The following is a 15,463-nucleotide window of genomic DNA, read 5'->3' as shown; positions in this document are numbered from 1 at the left end:
ATTGTCCTAGGCCAAACTCTAGCACGTCCCAGACGGTCATGAGGATCACGGGAAGCACCGCCGCGCAGATTTTCGAAAGCGTCCGCGCGCTCGCGCAGCGCGGCGAACTGGCCCACGGCCAGGCGTTGCCGACGGTGCGCGATCTCGCCGCTAGGCTCGGCGTCAATCGCAACACCGTGTCGATGGCCTACCGGCGCCTGGCGACGGCCGGCATCGCGAGCACCCAGGGCCGCCTCGGCACCACCGTGCGCGGGCCGCTGCCCGCGGGAGAGCAGGAAGGCTTCGTCACAGGCTCGCCGCTCGACGATCTCGGCAGCGGCAATCCCGATCCTGCCTGGCTGCCCGATCTTTCCTCGGTGCTGGCGCGCAAGCGCTACCGCAAGCGGCTCTACGGCGAAGCGCCGGTCGATCCGGAACTGGAACGGATCGCGCGCGCATGGCTGGCGCCCGACTGCCCGCGGGACTTCGCGGTCGACCTGACGCACGGTTCCGTCGACGCGCTCGAGCGCCTGCTGTCGGCGCATCTCGCCGCCGGCGACAAGGTCGCGGTGGAAGATCCCTGCTTCGTCAGCAGCGGTAACACGCTGCGCGTGGCCGGATTCCAGATCCTGGCGGTGCCGGTCGACGCCCGCGGCATGCGCGTCGACGCGCTGGAAGCGGCACTGGCCGCCGGCGCGCAGGCCGTCGTCGTCACGCCTCGCGCGCACAACCCGACCGGCGCCAGCCTCGACGCGGCGCGTGCGCGCCGGCTGCGCTCGACGCTGGCGCGGTATCCGCACGTGCTGGTGATCGTCGACGACCATTTCTCGCAGCTGTCCTGCAACGAGTACCACGACGTGATTCCGCGCGCGGCCGGCCGCTGGGCGCTGGTCCGCTCGGTCTCCAAGATGCTCGGTCCCGACCTGCGTGTCGCGGTGGTGGCCAGCGACGTGCGGACGTCGCAGCGCCTGCGCCTGCGCCTGGCGAGCGGCACGAACTGGGTCAGCCATCTGCTGCAGGACGTCGTCGTCGCCTGCTTGTCGTCGCCGACGGTGACCCGGCGGATCGCGCAGGCGCGGGCCGACTACGCCCGGCGCAGGAACATCCTCGCCGCCGCGCTGGCCGAACGGAACGTCGCCGTGGTCACGCCCGCCGACGGCCTCAGCCTGTGGTTGCCGCTGGAAGAAGACAGTCGGCCCGTGGCGCTCGCCCTGGCGCAGCGCGGCTGGCTGGTGCGCGACGGCGAGGCCTTCGGCGTCCTGCGGCCGGCGCACGGCCTGCGCGTCACCGTCTCGACGCTCGACGAGCCCAAGGCGCGGGCCTTCGCGCGCGCGCTGGGCGAGATTCTCGGACGCCGCTGATCGAGCCGGCGGCGACCGCCTACGCGCCGAATTCACTTCGCAAAAAATCTACTTTGCGTGATGTACTACACTGCGATCGCTCGATCGTTCGACGGGTGAAAACCTCTCGACGCGCACCGTTCCACAGGGGGAACATCATGACCATTCGCTCTCGCCGTCTCCGCGGCCGGCACATCGCGGTGCTCCACGCACGGCGAACCGGCGCGCTGTGCGCGCTGCTGTTCGTCGCAGCTCCGGCATTCGCCCAGACCATCGTCCCGAACGCCAATCTCGACACGCAGTTCGCGCCCTGGCAGCCGTTCGTCTCCACCGCGCCCGACCCGGTCGGCAACGGCGACGCGCCGGTCTGGGTCGCCGCGCCGGATTGGAACGGCAGCCCGACTTCCGGCTCGGCGCGCATCGACCTGCACGCGAGCGGCGCCGCGGCGAACGCGGCCTCGGGAATGGCGCAATGCGTGGATTTCAGCAGCGCGACGCTGATCCATTTCGTCAACTACGGCATGAGCTTCGAGGTGCCGGCGACGACCGCCGACGACGGCAGCCTGAGCGCGACGATCGAACTGCGGCTCTTCACCGATCCCGGCTGCAGCGGTTTCATCAGCGGCGGCACGCAGGGGCAGACGATCGCGCCGGGCACGGCCGCGGACGCGGTCTGGTACGGCCTCGGCGACAACAGCTTCGTGCCCGCCGGCGCACCGGTGACGGCGGCCAGCGCCGAGGTGCGCGGCTACCTGCGCCGCACCGGCACGGCTCCCTCGCAGTCGGACTATCCGATCCATCTCGACCACTTCGTGCTGGTGTTGAACGACACCACGCCGGTCGAGCTGATGCAGTTCTACGTCGAGTGAGGGGAACGCCATGACGAATCGATTCCTCCGCTGGCCGATGCTCGCGCTGCTGGCGGCGACCGGCCTCGACGCCGGCGCCGCGTGCCTGACCACGTCGATCTCCCCCACGGCCCTGCCCGCCGCCACCGTCGGCGCCGGCTACGACCAGACGCTGACCGCCAGCGGCGTCGGCGCGCTGCCGTACGATTTCGCCGTCACCAGCGGCTCGTCGGCAGGCCTCGATCTGGGCGTCGTCGACGCCACCAATGCCAGGCTGAACGGCACGCCGGCGCAGGCCGGACGGTACCTGTTCACCGTCACCGCCACCGACGCGAGCGGCTGCAGCGGCGGGCGCACGTACCAGCTCGACGTCGGCGCCGGCACCCAGACGATCAGCTTCACCTCCAGCGCGCCGAGCGACGCGCGTTTCGGCGGCGCGCCCTACACCGTGAGCGCGACCGCGACGTCGGGGCTCGCGGTGAGTCTCGCGATCGACGCGTCGGCCGCCTCGGTCTGCTCGCTGAGCGGATCGACGGTGAGCTTCGACGGCGTCGGCACCTGCGTGATCGACGCCGACCAGGCCGGCGACGCCGACTGGAACGCCGCGCCACGCGTGCAGCAGAGCTTCGCCGTCGGCAAGGCGACGCAATCGATCACGTTCACCAGCAGCGCACCGCCCGCCGCCGTCGTCGGCGGTGCCGCCTATGACGTTGCCGCGACGGCGTCGTCCGGGCTCGCCGTCACCTTCAGCATCGACGCCAGCGCCGCGGCGGTGTGTTCGATCGCCGGATCGAGCGTGAGCTTCCACGGCGCCGGCACCTGCGTGATCGACGCGAACCAGGCCGGCGACGCCAGCTACGAAGCCGCGCCGCAGATGCAGCAGAGCTTCGCCGTCGGCCGCAGCCAGCAGACGATCAGCTTCACCACCACGCCGCCGGCCGCCGTCGTCGGCGGCGCACCCTACGCCGTCGCGGCGACCGCATCTTCCGGACTGCCGGTGACCTTCAGCATCGATCCCGCCGCCGCGGCGGTGTGCTCGATCAGCGGCGCGACCGTGAGCTTCCACGGCGCCGGCACTTGCGTGATCGATGCGAACCAGCCCGGCGACGCCAGCTACGATCCCGCGCCGCAGATCCAGCAGAGCTTCGCCGTCGATCGCGGCCAGCAGACAATCAGCTTCACCACCACGCCGCCGGCCGCCGTCGTCGGCGGCGCGCCCTACGCCGTCGCGGCGACCGCATCCTCCGGACTGCCGGTCACCTTCAGCATCGATCCCGTCGCCACGGCGGTGTGCTCGATCAGCGGCTCGACCGTGAGCTTCCACGGCGCCGGCACCTGCGTGATCGACGCGAACCAGCCCGGCGACGCGAACTATGATCCCGCGCCGCAGATGCAGCAGTCGTTCGCGGTCGGCATCGGCAGCCAGACGCTGACGTTCACGTCGACGCCGCCGGCCGCTGCCGCGGTCGCCGGCGCGACCTACACGCCGACGGCGACCTCCAGCGCCGGCCTGCCGGTGACGTTGACGATCGACGCCAGCGCCGCGTCGGTCTGCTCGATCGCCGGCGGCGTGGTGAGCTTCCAGCACGCCGGTACCTGCGTGATCGACGCGAACCAGCCCGGCGACGCGAACTACGCGCCCGCGCCGCAGGTGCAGCAGAGTTTCGCGGTCGCCCCGGGCGTGCAGACTCTCAGCTTCACCAGTGCAGCGCCGACCGGCGCCGTCGTCGCCGGCGCCACCTACACGCCTACGGCGACCTCCAGCGCCGGCCTGCCGGTGACGCTGACGATCGACGCCAGCGCCGCATCGGTCTGCTCGATCGCCGGTGGCGTGGTCAGTTTCCAGGGCGCGGGCACCTGCGTGATCGACGCGAACCAGCCCGGCGACGCCGACTGGAGCGCCGCACCGCAGCTGCAGCAGAGCTTCGCGGTCGGCAAGGGCAGCCAGACGATCAGCTTCACCTCGACCGCGCCGACCGATGCGCGCATCGGCGGCACGCCCTACTCCGTCGCCGCCACGGCGACGTCCGGCCTGCCGGTCGCGCTCTCGATCGACGCCAGTGCGAGCGGCGTGTGCTCGATTTCCGGGAATACGGTGTCCTTCCTCGGCGCCGGCACCTGCGTGATCGACGCCGACCAGGCCGGCGACGCGAACTGGACTGCCGCGCCGCGCGTGCAGCAGAGCTTCGCGGTCTCCGCCTGCCTCACGCTCGCCGTCGGCCAGGTCGTGCTCGACGGCATGCCGGGCGGCGCGAACGTGTGCGTCCAGAACGCGGACGGCGCCAACGCCGAGTTCACCTACCTGCCGATCAACATCGCCGCGAGCGGCGACGTCAGCCTCAGCGTGACCGGCAACAACATCGTCGCCGTGAGCGGACCGCCGGCGCCGATCGCGCCGACCGGATCGTCGCCGCTGGCGCCGCTGCACGATCCGCTCGACGAAGAACTCGAGGTCGACTACCACGCCGCGGAAACCTCGACGCTCCTGCCGGACCCCGTGGCCGACCCGAGGTCGCTGGTGCCGCCCTTCGGCCTGACCGCCGGACCGCTGACGGTCGGACAGCTGATCGATCTCAACGCCTCGGTCGGCGGCTGCAGCGTCGCGCCGGACATCCGCAAGGGACGCGTCGAAGCGATCACCACGCCGCAGGCGCCCGGCCAGCAGGTGCTGTACGCCGTGCAGGAAGTGGTCGAGACCTCGCCGGGCAGCGGCGACTGGCATGCACCGGTTCCCGGCGGCTACACGACCGCGTTGTTCCAGGCCATCATCGACGCGTTCGTCCAGGCTCCGCCGGGAAGCGTGGGACCCGCCGGTACGCCGGGGCCGCTGCTGAAGAACGGCATGATGGACACGTTCACCGGTACGTTCGGCGACCTCACCGACGTCGACGGCAACGGCGGGGTGATCGTGTTCTTCACGCCGAAGATGAACGAACTGTCTCCGCCGGCGAGCAGCACGGTACAGATCGGCTTGTTCCAACCGCGCGACCTGTTCTCCGCGGCGACCTGCGCGGGCAGCAACGAGGCGGAAATCCTCTACCTGCTGGTGCCGGATCCGACCGGAGTGGTCAACAGCAACGTGCGCACGCTGTCGTTCGCCTACGGCAACGCGGGGCCGACGCTGGTGCACCATTTCGAGCACTTGTTCAACGCTGTCCGCCGCCTGTACTTCAACAGCGCTCCGGCGCTGGAAGAGCCGTGGCTGGACGAGGCGCTGGCCTGGTCGGCGCAGGAGCTGGCGTTCTTCAACGCCTCCGTCGGGCTGACTCCGCGCAGCAACATCGTCGTGACGAACCTGACGACCGGTCCGAATGCGGCGGTCCGCGTCAACGACTTCAACATGTACGAAAACCCGATGTACGGCGCGATGCGAACCTACTTCCTGCAGCTGAGTTCAGGCGCCAACGGCAACAAGCGCCTGGGACCGTTGCGTCGCTCGGCGTACACGAGCGGATTGCACGACGCGACCGCGCCGAACTTCGTGCACACGTACATGTTCCTGCGCTACGCGATCGACCGGAAGAACACCGGCGACGCCGCGCTGTTCAGCGCCCTGGTCAACACGACGCAAATCGGCGTGGCCAATCTGCAAACGGTGTTCGGCGCCGATCCGAACGACTGGATGCGCGACTTCCTGGTGGCGATCTACGCCGACGACGCCGTCGCGGGCTTGGACGCGCGCTACACGCTGCCGAGCTGGAACATCCGCTCGCTCTATACCGCGCTCAACGGCAGCTACCAGCTCGTGGTCGATCCGCTGGCCAATGCCGTGCCGCTGTCGTTCGCCCTCTCGCCCGGCGGCGGTACGCGCTATCTGCGCTTCGGCGTGACGCCGGGCCAGGCGGCGAACCTGACGCTGACCGAGGGCGGCGTCGCGCCGACCTCGCCGGTCACCATGGCACTGGTGCGCACGAAGTAGGCGGCGCCCGGCGGTCCGCCACGGGTACGAGAACTCTTCGTACCCGCGGCGCAACGGCGGTTTCCGCGAGTGCCGGCCGGGATTCAGCGGCCGGGCCGCCCGCCGCCGCCGGCCTGAACGGCCGGCGATCCGGCCCGCTGCCCGCGATGCGGCCCTCGTTCCGATGCTCGCGCATCACCGCTATGATGCTCCCCGTCTCCGGGGGAGCGTGGGGCCTTCGCCATGCGCACTGCCTCCGCGGGACATCCATTCACATCTACTACCAACGGAGCCCTGTCCCAACGATGGCCACCCAACCGAAAGTCAAACCCGTGACCGAACCGCTGTCCAAGAGCGGCCTGGTCGACCATCTCGCCGGCAACAGCGGCGTCGAAAAGCGCGACGTGAAGGCGGTTCTGCAGGCGCTCGAGCAGGTCGTCGCCGGCGCGGTGCACAAGAAGGGCGCTGGTCAGTTCACCCTGCCGGGTCTGCTGAAGATCACGGTGCAGGCCGTGCCGGCCAAGCCGCGCCGCAAGGGCATCGATCCTTTCACCAAGGAAGAGCGCTGGTTCGAAGCCAAGAAGGCGACCGTCAAGGTCAAGATTCGTGCGCTGAAGAAGCTCAAGGACGCGGCGCTCTGAGCGATCGCGCCACTCTGGGGGCATTGCCGCGTCCGCGGCAATTGCCCTTTCTGGGCACGAGGCGGAACCCCGCCTCAATGAAAGTCCCTTGATTCGAATCCCAGCTCGGGCAGCAGCCCGCTGTAGTCATACAGGCGCCGTGCGATCAGATGATGCACGCCCTCGCTCGATTCGAGCACGCCGTCGACGCCCATCACCACCGCATCCAGCAGCACGTCCTGCTGACGCTCCGCGAGCCGCTGCCAGACGACGACGTTGACCACGCCGGTCTCGTCCTCGAGCGTGACGAAGGTGACGCCCTTGGCCGTGCCGGGATGCTGGCGCACGGTGACGAGGCCGGCGCAGCGTATGGAGCAACCGCGATTGGTCGCCTCGACGGCGGCCCGCGTCGTCATCACGCGGCGACGCGCGAGCAGCGGCCGCGCCAGCGCGAGCGGATGCCGCGCCAGCGACAATCCCTGCGTCGCGTAGTCGGCCATGACGTCCTCGCGCAGGCTCGGCGGACGCAACGCGATGCGCGCTTCGGCCACGGTGGAATCGGCCAGCAGCGGCGTCGGCACTTCGGCGGCGGCGATGTCCCAGTGCGCGCGATGGCGATGGCCGCTGAGTCGCCGCAGCGCGCCGGCGTCGGCCAGTCGCGCGCGCTCGAAACGGTCGAGCCGCGCGCGCCGCGTCAGGTCGGCGACGTCGCGGAACGGCGCCGCCGCGCGCGCGGCGACGATGCGCGCGGCCAGGTCCGACGAAAGTCCGTCGACCTGGCGCAGGCCGAGGCGCAGCGCGAGCGTTTCGCCTTGTCGTTCGAGCGTGCAATCCCAGTCGCTCGCGGTGACGTCGACCGCGCGCAGCGGCACGTTCTGCCGCCGCGCCTCCTGCACGATCTGCGCGGCCTGATAGAAACCCATCGGCTGCGAGTTCAGCAGCGCGCAGGCGAACGCGGCCGGATGATGCCGTTTCAGCCAGGAGGAGACGTAGGCGAGCGAGGCGAAGCTGGCCGAGTGCGACTCCGGAAAACCGTATTCGCCGAAGCCCTTGATCTGCTCGAAGATGCGTTCGAAGTACGCTTGCTCGTAGCCGTTGGCGAGCATGCCGTCGCGGATCTTGTCGTGGAAATGCTCGAGGCCGCCCTTGCGCTTCCACGCGGCCATCGCGCGGCGCAGCTGGTCGGCTTCGCCTGGCGTGAAGTCGGCGACGACCTCGATCAGGCGCATGACCTGTTCCTGGAAGATCGGTACGCCGAGCGTGCGCTTGAGTACCTTCTCGACCTTGGAAGTCTGCGCGCCGGCTTCGCGTTCGCGGTTCGACTGCGGATAGTCGATCTTCTCCTCTCCGTTCCTTCGCCGCAGATACGGATGCACCATGTTTCCCTGGATCGGCCCCGGCCGCACGATCGCGATCTGGATCACCAGGTCGTAGAACGTGCGCGGACGCAACCGCGGCAACATCGCCATCTGCGCGCGCGATTCGATCTGGAACACGCCGATCGTCTCGGCCTGGCAGATCATCGCGTAGGTCTGCTCGTCGTCCTGCGGCACGCTCGCCAGCACCAGGTCGGGACCGTCGTGCCGGCGCAGCAGGTCGAAGCACTTGCGCAAGCAGGTCAGCATGCCGAGCGCGAGGCAGTCGACCTTCAGCAGGCCCAACGATTCGAGGTCATCCTTGTCCCACTGGATCACGGTGCGGTCGACCATCGCGGCGTTCTCGACCGGCACCAGATGATGCAGCGGCCGCTCCGAGATGACGAAGCCGCCGACGTGCTGCGACAGGTGCCGCGGAAAGCCGCGCAGTTGCCGGGTCAGCACGAACAAGCGCTTCAGCAAGGGACTGTCCGGATCGAATCCGCGCTCGCGTAGCCAGTCCTCGCGCGATTTGTCGCTGTGCACGCGCGAGTGCAGCCGGCTCAGGCGGTCGAGCTGTTCGTCGGGCAGCCCGAGCGCATGGCCGACGTCGCGCAACGCGCTGCGGCCGCGATAGCGGATCACCGTCGCCGCCAGCGCGGCGCGTTCGCGACCGTACTTGCCGAACACGTACTGGATCACCTCCTCGCGCCGCTCGTGCTCGAAATCGACGTCGATGTCGGGCGGTTCCTTGCGCTCGCGCGAGAGGAAGCGTTCGAACAGCAGGTTGCCGTGCGCAGGATCGACCGCGGTGATGCCGAGGCAGTAGCACACGGCCGAGTTGGCCGACGAGCCGCGGCCCTGGCAGAGGATCGGCGGTTCCCGCGTGCGCGCCCAATGGACGATGTCGGCGACGGTCAGGAAGAACGCCTCGTACTCGAGTTCGGCGATCAGCGCGAGCTCCCTTTCGACCTGATCGCGCACGTCGTCCGGCATGCCTTGCGGCCAGCGCTCCGCCGCGCCGTCGAAAGTCAGTTCGCGCAAATACGCCGTCGGCGTCGAACCGGGCGGCACCAGTTCGTGCGGGTACTCGTAGCGGATGTCGTCGAGCAGGAACGTGCAGCGCGCGGCGATGCGCAGCGTCTCGGCCAGCAGCTCTTCGGGATACAGATCGGCGAGATCGTCGATCCGGCGCAGATGCCGCTCGCCGTTCGCAAACAGCGCCTCCCCCGCTTCGGCCACCGTGCGGCCGAGACGGATCGCGCACATCACGTCCTGCAGCGCGCGCCGCGCGCGCACGTGCATGTGCACGTCGCCGGCGGCGACCAGCGGCAGCCCGTGCCGCGCGCCCAGTTCACGCAGCGCACGCAGCTCGGCCGCATCGTCCGCGCCGCGGTGCAGCTCGACCGCGATCCAACTGCGCCCGCCGAAATGCCGCGCCAACCAGGCGGCCTGCGCCGGGCGCTCGTCGCACGGCGACGCCTGCGCGATCCATAGCACGAGCACGCCCTCGCCCAAGCCTTCGAGGTCGGTGCGTTCGAGCCGGTATTCGCCTTTCGCACTGCGCCGCCGGCCCAGGGTAATCAATCGGCACAGTTCGGAATAGCCGTCCCGATCCGCCGCGAGCAGGACGAGTTTCACGCCGTCGATCAGGCGGATTTCGCTGCCGACGATCAGCGGCAGACCGACGTCCCTGGACGCCTCCCAGGCACGCACGATGCCGGCCAGCGAGCATTCGTCGGTGATCGCCAGCGCCGCGTAGCCGAGCCGGCGCGCGCGCTCGAACAATTCCTCCGCGCTCGATGCGCCGCGCTGGAAGCTGAAGGCGCTGAGGCAATGCAGCTCGGCATAGCTCATGCGAACCAGCCGTGCAGCATCCAGCCATCGCTCGCGCCGGCCTCGACGAAGACCCAGGCGCGCTGGCCGACGCGCGTGCGCACGAGATAGTAGTCGCGGCGGCAGTCGCCGCCGTCCCACCAGCCGCTTTCGATGCGCTCCGGCCCGGCCAGGATCGCGGCCGGCGCCGGTCGCAATGGCCGCGGTTGCGGCAGCAGCCAGAACGGCCGCGGCGGCGTGCCGCGACGGTCGACGGTCTCCACCGACGGCGCGGAACGCGTCGCAACGCTCTTCCCGGCAGGCGCGGGCGCGACGAAGCGCCAGGCGCGTTCCGGTCGATGCTCCGCGACCCGGGCCAGACCGCGCACGGACGTCGCCCCGAGCCGCGCGCGCAAGCGCTCGACCAGGGCCGGCCACTCCAGCGCTTCCCCACGCGTGTCGTCGAACAGGTCGCGATGCAGCGGACACAACGGCGGCAGCTCGTCGGCGCGCACGCTCAAGGAATGCACGGCGGCCGGCAGCTCGATGCGTTCCAGATGTGTGCGCGCGAGTTCGAACAACGTCGCCGCCTCGCGCGCCGGCGTCAGCAGACCGATTTCGATCCGCGTCTTCGCCTCGCGCTCGTGACCGAGCACCAGCGCGAAGCGTTGCACGCCGCCGTCGCGCGCGCTCAGGAACAGCGCCAGTTCAGTCAGCAGGCGACGCAGCGGGAACAGCAGCGCGGTGCTGTTCTCGATGCCGTAGTTCAGCTCGATGCGCCGCTCGTAGCGATCCGGCGGCCGATAGCGCGGCAGGCGTTCGGCCGCCTGGCCGCGCAGGCGGTCGAGATGATCGAGCGCGGCAGGACCGACGCGCCGCGCGAGTTCGGCGCGCGGCAGGCGGAACAGCTCGCGCAGACCGCGAAAACCCATGCCGCGCAGCGCCGCGACGACAGGCTCGTCGAGACCGGCGGCCGTCAGCGGCAACGCATCCAGCGCCTGCAGCAGCGACGCCGGCGCGGTGATCGCGAGGCCGTCGTGACGCGCCGCCAGCACGTGCGCCGCGGTCGCGTTCGGCGCTGCGGCCAAGGTATGTGCGTAACCGAGTTCGGCAAGTTCGCCGCGCAGTCGACGCTGCAAGGTCGGCCAGCCGCCGAACAGGCTCAGGCTGCGACCGACCTCGAGCAGCAGCGCGTCCGGCGGCGCCAGCACGACCTCCGCGCTGAAGCGATAGGCCCAGGCCGCCAGCGCTTCGAGACCGTGGCGCTCGGCCGCCTCATCGCGCTGGCGCAGCTTCAGGCGCGGGCACAGCGCCTGCGCCGCGGCGAGCGTATGGCCGCTGCGCACGCCGGTCGCGCGCGCCGCCGCATTCGCGAACGCAATCCGCCGCCGCGGCGGCTGGCCGTCGACGACGGCGCAGGGCTGCGCCTCGTCGCCGCTGCCGATTGCCTGCAGCGGCCAATGCGGAAAACGGATGCAGGCCCACATGGCACACGGCTCGTGCCGTCATGCGTACAGGCGCACCGCCTCGCTGACGCGGCCGCGGCACTTCAGGATCTCGATGCCCATCGCATCCGCCTCGGCGGATACGCGCAGGCGCAGCGCGGCGGGACTGGATTGCGCGGCCGCGCCGGCGGGACGGAACACGAAGGCCAGCGCCGCCCCGCTCTCGGCGGCGAGCTGCAGGCGCCGCAGCTGGCGATAGTCGGCCGCCGGCAGCCAGTTCAGCACGGCGCCGCAGCAACCGGCGCGCAGGCATTGCTCGGCGGTCCAGTGCGCGTCGGTCGAATGCGCGTCGATCTGCACCACGTACGTCAGGTCGATGCCGGCGGCGGCCAGCGCCGGCGCGTACGGCACGTACGGCGGCGCGATCAGCATCACGCGCTGCCGCGCGCGCGTCAGCGCGGCCAGCGCCGGCGCGACCAGGGCGAACTCGCCGATGCCATCGTGCTCGACCAGGATTTCGCTGAGCGCGCCGCGCGGCCAGCCGCCGCCGGGCAGTTCGGCGTCGAGTTCGGCGCAACCGGTCGGCAGCGCATCGACGTGGCTCTGCGCGGAAGCGCTGCGCCGCCAGACCCGCGGATGGCGCAGCACTTCGGCCAGCGCCGCCTCGTCGCGCCGCGCCGGCGGCACGCGCAGCGGCGTCGGCGCTGGCGCTGGCGCAGCGAAACTCGTGAACGCGACCGTCGCGGACGGCGCCAGATCGAAGGAATCGGAGAGCAGCATCGTCGTTGACCTCGTTCGGAACTAGGGGTGTCGTCTTACGCCCGGCCGTCGCGCCGCAGCAGACCGACGTACAGGCCTTCGATGGCGAAGGCGTGGCGCTGCGGATCGACCTCGATCGGCGCGAAATCCGGATTGGCCGGCAGCAGGCGCACGCGGCCGCTGCGGCGTTCGAGGCGCTTGACCGTGACTTCGTCGTCGAGCCGCGCGACGACGATGCGGCCGTCGTCGGCCTCGGCGCTGCGCCGCACCGCGATCAGGTCGCCGTCGAGGATGCCGGCGTCGCGCATGCTGAGGCCGACCACCCGCAGCAGGTAGTCGGCGCGCGGAAACAGGGAGGGATCGAGCGCGTACTGCGCCTCGACGTTCTCGGCCGCCAGGATCGGGCTGCCGGCGGCGACCCTGCCGACGAGGGGTAGCGAGGTCGCCGCCGGCGCCCTGGAACGCTCGGCTCCGAAACGACCGGCCAGACGCAGGCCGCGGTGCTGCGGCAGCCGTTCGAGCGCGCCCTTGCGCACCAGCGCCTCGACGTAGTCCTGCGCCGAGCTGTGGCTGGACAGGCCGAGCGCCTCGGTGATCTCACGCAGGGTCGGCGCGCAGTCGTGGCGCTCGAAATGCTGCCGGATGCAGTCGAGGACGCGGCGCTGGTTCGGGGTGAGCGCGATGTCGTTCATACGTACTAATGTACGTATTTCCAAAATCGATGCAAGCCCCCGGCTTCACAAACCCGAGCCGCGAGCCGATGGAGGGCTGCGGCTGGACGATACGAGCGGGTCATCCGGCCAGACGCGGACTGCGGCGATCGGAACGATCGCACGAACCCGATACGAAAAACCCGGCGCGAGGCCGGGTTTTTCGTGCATCCGATCAGCGGCTCGCGGCCTTGCGATCGGCGGTGCGTCCGCCCTTGGCCGAAGGTCCGGCGGAAGGCTGCGGATCGAGATCGTTGAGCAGCGCGCGCAGGTCGACCGAGATCGTCGCGCCGTCGCCGGCGAGATCGAGCGCGCCCATCGCGCGCTTCGACAGCGCCGCGCGATCGACGTACAACTCGCGATCCGGCTCGGGCGGACGCGTCGCGCTGCACAGGTTCCGATTGAGGCGCAGCAGGCTGGTGCCCGAACGCTGCCAGGGATGGTCCGGCGAAAGACGCTTGACCATCACGCTTTCCAGTTTGACGACGACGGTGTCGCCACTCACTTCGGTGCAACGACCGATACCGATATCGTAAGACATGACTATCCTCTTGAACGGAGACCCGCGGTCACGCCAGCCATGTGGCACCGCGACCGTGCCGCGCAAGCCGCGAGGCCGCGCGTGGGAACTCGCGAGTATGACAGCTTCGGCAGTAAAATTCCGTTATCCGACCAGGATTTAGCCGGAGCGCCCCTGGCGGACGAAGGTCGCGAGACGCTCCGCGACGGCGTCCGGCGCCTTCATCCAGGCGAAATGGTCGGCCGCCACGCCACCGAGATCGGCCGGGCCGAGCAGCGCGGTTTCGGCGCTCGACTGCGGCATCTTGCCGAGCAGCCAGTCCAGCGAAGGCAGCGGCGCGAGCCAGTCGTCCTGCAGGCGCAGCGCCAGGATCGGCAGCCGCAGCGTGGACAGGCGCCGTTCGAGATCCTCGTCCAGGCCGGCCGCCGCATAGCGTCCGGTGCGGCCGCTGCGCGTCCAGTCGGCGATCACGCCGCGCGCCTCGTTGCCGCCGAAGCCGAGGCGCCGCCCCGGGAAATGGCCGCGCACGGCGGCGATCCACGGCGCGACGGCGAAGAAGACGCCGATGCCCCGATACCACGGGAAGGTCCGCCAGTACGGTGCGCCGCTGGCGACCAGCAGCAGGCCGGCGTGTTCGTCCGCGTGCAGGCCGGCATACAGCGCGGCGAGCTGGCCGCCGAGGCTGTGTCCGCCGAGCCAGAGGCGCGCGCCGGGAAAAGCCTCGCGCGCGGCGGCGAGCGTCGCCGGAAGATCGAACGCGAGCAGCTCGCGATAGCCCCAGTTCGAGGCACGACCGGCGCGCCGGTCGCTGGAACCGATGCCGCGCCATTCGTGCAGCGCGACGGCGACGCCGCGGGCCGCCAGCGCGTGCGCGAACGGCAGGTAGTTGCGTGCGGCGACGCCGAGCGCCGGCAACCAGACGACCGCCTCGCGCACGGAGGCGCGCGGCTGCACCACATACACGTCCGCCGCCGCGCAATCGCCGGAGACCACGCGCACGGCGCGTTCGTCGATCGTGGCGTCGAGCGAAGCGGCCATCGCTCAGATGTATCCGGACTCGGCGGAACCCGTCAACGCGGCCGCCGGCGCGCGCAGCAGCTCGGCGTCGTGCCGCCAGTGCTCGCGATCGAAGATCAGGAGGCGCGGATCGCGGCGATGCAGCTTGGCGTAGATCGCGACGGGCGGCGTTTCGAATTCCGGCAGCGAAACGGCGAGCGCGCGAGCGCCGCATTCGATCGAGTACCGGCGCCCGCGCCCGTCGACCGCCTCGCGCACGCCGGCGCCGCGCGGCAGCGCGACACGCAGGCGCACCGGCTCCTCGGGCAGCGCGATCACCAACAGCAGATCGCAGCGCCGCAGCGGCGAACGGCTCGTCAGGCGAAGCAGGCGCGGCGGACCGGGCGGCAGCGGAATCCTGTCGACCGGCTCGAAGCGGTTGGGCAAGGCGGCGAGCCCGAGCAGCCGCTTGCGGCTCAGCGCAAGCTGGCTGGCGTGGTGTTCCATCGCCCGCTGCTTGGCCGACGCATCGCGCGAGGCGACGGTGAGCAGGCGGCCGGCATCCTGCGGCTTCTCGCCGTGCACGATGTAGCCCAGGCGCTGCGCCGGACTGCCGGCGCGCAGCGCGGCCAGGTCGGCCAGCACGCGCAGCGCGCTGTGGTCCGGATGCCGATCGGCCAGGATCGGCATGACCAGGTGCGTCGGTGCGAAGCGCGCGAACTCGTTCGCGAGGACGGCGACGGCCGCGTCGTCGCGCATCAGCAGCGCGGTCAATCCCTGGTCCGGCCAGCCGAGGAAGCGCGCCTCCCGCTCGACGTCGCGCACGCCGAGGGCGGCCAGCGCCGCCAGCGCTTCGCCACGTCGCCGCGCACCCCAGCGCGCGCGGGCGCGCGGGCCGATGCGCCAGCGTCGTTCGAGCCAGCGCTGCGGCCAGGGATTGTTGTCGCCGTCGGTGGCGAAGACGACGCGCAACGCGGAGCCGGCGGCCAGCGCGGCCTGGATCAGGTCGCCCGCGGCCAGCGTCTCGTCGTCGGGATGCGGCGCCAGCACGAGCACGCGATCCTGCGGCGACAGCTTCAGTTCCCTCGTCATCGGCGACCCACCTGCACTCCTTCGAACGGCGCCTCTCCTCTCGCGGCAAGACTAGCGCAACTGCCGCGCGAGGCGAGCGTTAAGAA

Annotated in this window: 11 protein-coding genes; 4 read left to right on the top strand and 7 right to left on the bottom strand. The window is 70.8% G+C overall.

The genetic code is table 11. The features are described 5' to 3' along the window. Nucleotides 1–38 precede the first annotated feature (38 nt). The 4 genes from ptsJ to J7520_RS07450 all read left to right on the top strand — a co-directional run bounded on the left by ptsJ (nucleotide 39) and on the right by J7520_RS07450 (nucleotide 6,706). Complete coding sequence (gene ptsJ, locus J7520_RS07465) at nucleotides 39–1,340, top strand: transcriptional regulator PtsJ (RefSeq protein WP_291186071.1); 1,302 nt, start codon at nucleotides 39–41, stop codon at nucleotides 1,338–1,340. Nucleotides 1,341–1,477: 137 nt separating this feature from the next. Continuing rightward, nucleotides 1,478–2,188, top strand: coding sequence for a hypothetical protein (locus J7520_RS07460; protein WP_291186069.1), 711 nt, complete (start codon nucleotides 1,478–1,480; stop codon nucleotides 2,186–2,188). Nucleotides 2,189–2,198: 10 nt separating this feature from the next. Continuing rightward, nucleotides 2,199–6,086 (top strand): Ig domain-containing protein, encoded by a 3,888-nt coding sequence (locus J7520_RS07455; RefSeq protein WP_291186067.1) that lies wholly within the window; start codon nucleotides 2,199–2,201, stop codon nucleotides 6,084–6,086. 284 nt (nucleotides 6,087–6,370) lie between these two features. Next, the gene (locus J7520_RS07450; RefSeq protein WP_291186065.1) at nucleotides 6,371–6,706 is read left to right on the top strand and encodes an HU family DNA-binding protein; all 336 of its coding nucleotides are present in this window, start codon (nucleotides 6,371–6,373) and stop codon (nucleotides 6,704–6,706) included. A gap of 74 nt (nucleotides 6,707–6,780) precedes the next feature. On the opposite strand, the gene J7520_RS07445 is transcribed toward J7520_RS07450, so the two are convergent. The 7 genes from J7520_RS07445 to J7520_RS07415 all read right to left on the bottom strand — a co-directional run bounded on the left by J7520_RS07445 (nucleotide 6,781) and on the right by J7520_RS07415 (nucleotide 15,377). Beyond that, entirely contained in the window at nucleotides 6,781–9,897 is a 3,117-nt protein-coding gene (locus J7520_RS07445) for an error-prone DNA polymerase (RefSeq protein ID WP_291186064.1), read from the bottom strand. Further along, entirely contained in the window at nucleotides 9,894–11,342 is a 1,449-nt protein-coding gene (locus J7520_RS07440; protein ID WP_291186062.1) for a DNA polymerase Y family protein, read from the bottom strand. Before J7520_RS07440 ends, J7520_RS07445 begins: the two co-directional genes overlap by 4 nt. Before the next feature lie 18 nt (nucleotides 11,343–11,360). Continuing rightward, complete coding sequence (gene imuA / locus J7520_RS07435) at nucleotides 11,361–12,080, bottom strand: translesion DNA synthesis-associated protein ImuA (RefSeq protein ID WP_291186060.1); 720 nt, start codon at nucleotides 12,078–12,080, stop codon at nucleotides 11,361–11,363. Nucleotides 12,081–12,115: 35 nt separating this feature from the next. Next, entirely contained in the window at nucleotides 12,116–12,751 is a 636-nt protein-coding gene (gene lexA, locus J7520_RS07430) for a transcriptional repressor LexA (protein WP_291186058.1), read from the bottom strand. 193 nt (nucleotides 12,752–12,944) lie between these two features. Beyond that, nucleotides 12,945–13,310 (bottom strand): hypothetical protein, encoded by a 366-nt coding sequence (locus J7520_RS07425; protein ID WP_291186055.1) that lies wholly within the window; start codon nucleotides 13,308–13,310, stop codon nucleotides 12,945–12,947. 138 nt (nucleotides 13,311–13,448) lie between these two features. After that, complete coding sequence (locus J7520_RS07420; protein ID WP_291186053.1) at nucleotides 13,449–14,327, bottom strand: alpha/beta fold hydrolase; 879 nt, start codon at nucleotides 14,325–14,327, stop codon at nucleotides 13,449–13,451. A 3-nt stretch (nucleotides 14,328–14,330) separates the two neighbouring features. Then, nucleotides 14,331–15,377, bottom strand: a complete 1,047-nt coding sequence (locus J7520_RS07415) for a PIG-L family deacetylase (protein WP_291186051.1) — start codon at nucleotides 15,375–15,377, stop codon at nucleotides 14,331–14,333. Nucleotides 15,378–15,463 lie beyond the last annotated feature (86 nt).

Source organism: Dokdonella sp. (assembly GCF_017744955.1).
Taxonomy (GTDB): Bacteria; Pseudomonadota; Gammaproteobacteria; order Xanthomonadales; family Rhodanobacteraceae; genus Dokdonella_A.
The sequence above is the reverse complement of the archived record's forward strand: the minus strand, read 5'-3'. Positions and strand labels throughout refer to the sequence as shown.